The organism is Kribbella sp. DT2, from assembly GCF_049844575.1.
Lineage (GTDB): Bacteria > Actinomycetota > Actinomycetes > Propionibacteriales > Kribbellaceae > Kribbella.
Genome location: NZ_JBNCLH010000007.1, coordinates 533,687 through 535,543, shown reverse-complemented (window position 1 = coordinate 535,543; position 1,857 = coordinate 533,687). Strand labels below are relative to the sequence as shown.

Genomic DNA, 1,857 nt, shown 5'->3' with positions numbered 1-1,857 from the left:
AGCTCGCACTTCACCCGGAGGTCTTCCCCATGTCACCTCACCACGCCGTCACCAACGTCCGTGGTCAGTACACCTAGAGCGTGTCGCCCGGTCCCGCCAAGTGCCGCGCAGTAGGCGGGGGGCCGGGAGACACGTCCCGGCACTACAGTTGAGCGACTTGCTGCTGTTGGGGTGTTGGGGGATGGATGAAGCGCGCTGCCGGGCTGCTGCTCGCACTGGGACTACTGGCCGGCTGCACTGACGACAAGGCGGCGCCTCCTCCAGCACCCGAGCCAGTGCCCACTGCACTCCCCGCAGCGGCCACTACCGAGCTAGGCCCGACAGGACCCAGTACGGCGGCCGCCTGCGACGGCATCGGCATCGCGCCGGGTCAGGACCCTCAGCAGGTGATCGACCAGCACCCGCCGGGCTCCACTTTCTGCTTCAGCAAGGGGCTGCACCGGATCAGCCGTGCGATCCGGCCGACCGAGGGCTCCACTCTGGCCGGCGACCCGGGGGCGGTGCTGACCGGCTCGGTCGCGCTGAACACCTGGCAGCGCGACGGGGAGTACTGGGTGGTCCGCGGAGCGCTGCCTGCGGCGTACAAGCTGAAGGGCAAGTGCGAGGACGAGCGGACCAACCCGTGCCAGCCGGGTGAGCAGGTGTTCGTCGACGGGAAGCACCTGACGCGGGTGATGAGCCGACAGGCGCTGGAGCCCGGGACGTTCTACGGGGACTACGCGGCGAACGCCGTGTACGTCGCCGACGATCCGGCCGGGCACCAGGTCGAGATGTCGAAGACCGAGACGGCGATCGAGAAGTCGGCGGCGAAGGTGACGGTGCGCGGGCTGACCGTCGAGCGCTTCGCCAGCCGGCCGCAGGGTGGCGCGGTTCAGGTCGGTACCGACTGGACGGTCGAGGCGAACGAGGTCCGCTGGAACCACGCGGTCGGGATCATGGTGATCGAGGGCGACCGGGCCGTCGTACGGCGGAACACGGTCGCCGGCAACGGGCAGCTCGGGGTCGGGCAGTACCAGTCGGCCGAGGGACGGATCGTCGAGAACCTGATCACCGGCAACAACACCGACGGGTTCTGGATCGCCGACTGGGAGTCCGGCGGGATCAAGGCGACGCGGTCGTCCGGTGAGGTGTCCGGGAACGACATCGTCGCCAACCGCGGGATCGGGATCTGGAGCGACATCGCCGAGTACGACCGGCGGATCAGCGCGAACCGGATCCGGGACAACGCCGCGGACGGGATCCGGTACGAGATCAGCTACAACGGCGTGATCGAGGCGAACGTTGTCGAGAGCAACGGCTTTGGCACCGGGCGGGGGTCCGGGCCGAGCCTGTGGGACGGCGGCGGGATCAACGTGAACACCTCGGCCGACGTGAAGGTGGTCGGCAACCTGGTCCGGGCGAACCGGAACGGCATCTCGATCCAGTCGCGGACGCGCGGCGACGGGCCGCGCGGGCGCTACGTGCTGCGCGACGTGCTGGTCGAGGGGAACCAGGTGGTGATGGACCAGCAGACCGCCAGCACTGGGGTGGTGGAGAACAAGGACTCCCCCGCGCCGGGCTCGGTGGTGTTCCGGCGCAACAGCTACCGGATCGGCGACCGCGCCGCTGAACGCTTTGCCTACAAGGGCACTCAGCTGACCTGGCAGCAGTGGCAGGCCGCCGGCTTCGACCAGGACAGCCGCAGCAGCTAAGCGCCGTACGGGATCAGCCGTGCCCGGTCTCCGGTGACCCGCTGTTCCGCGGCTGTTCCGTTGTTCGACGACTGACGCGTTGTATCGCGGCCGGGGGGGGACAACGGCACAACCGCGGGGTGGGGGGGCGGGGTGGGGTTGGGCTCGCGGGGGGGCCGGAGCCAGG

At 69.8% G+C, this 1,857-nt stretch carries 1 protein-coding gene; it reads left to right on the top strand.

All coding sequences use genetic code 11. The annotated features are described in order from the left end of the window. Positions 1-185: 185 nt before the first annotated feature. Entirely contained in the window at positions 186-1,691 is a 1,506-nt protein-coding gene (locus ACLQ2O_RS29940; protein ID WP_425837802.1) for a right-handed parallel beta-helix repeat-containing protein, read from the top strand. Positions 1,692-1,857: the final 166 nt, after the last annotated feature.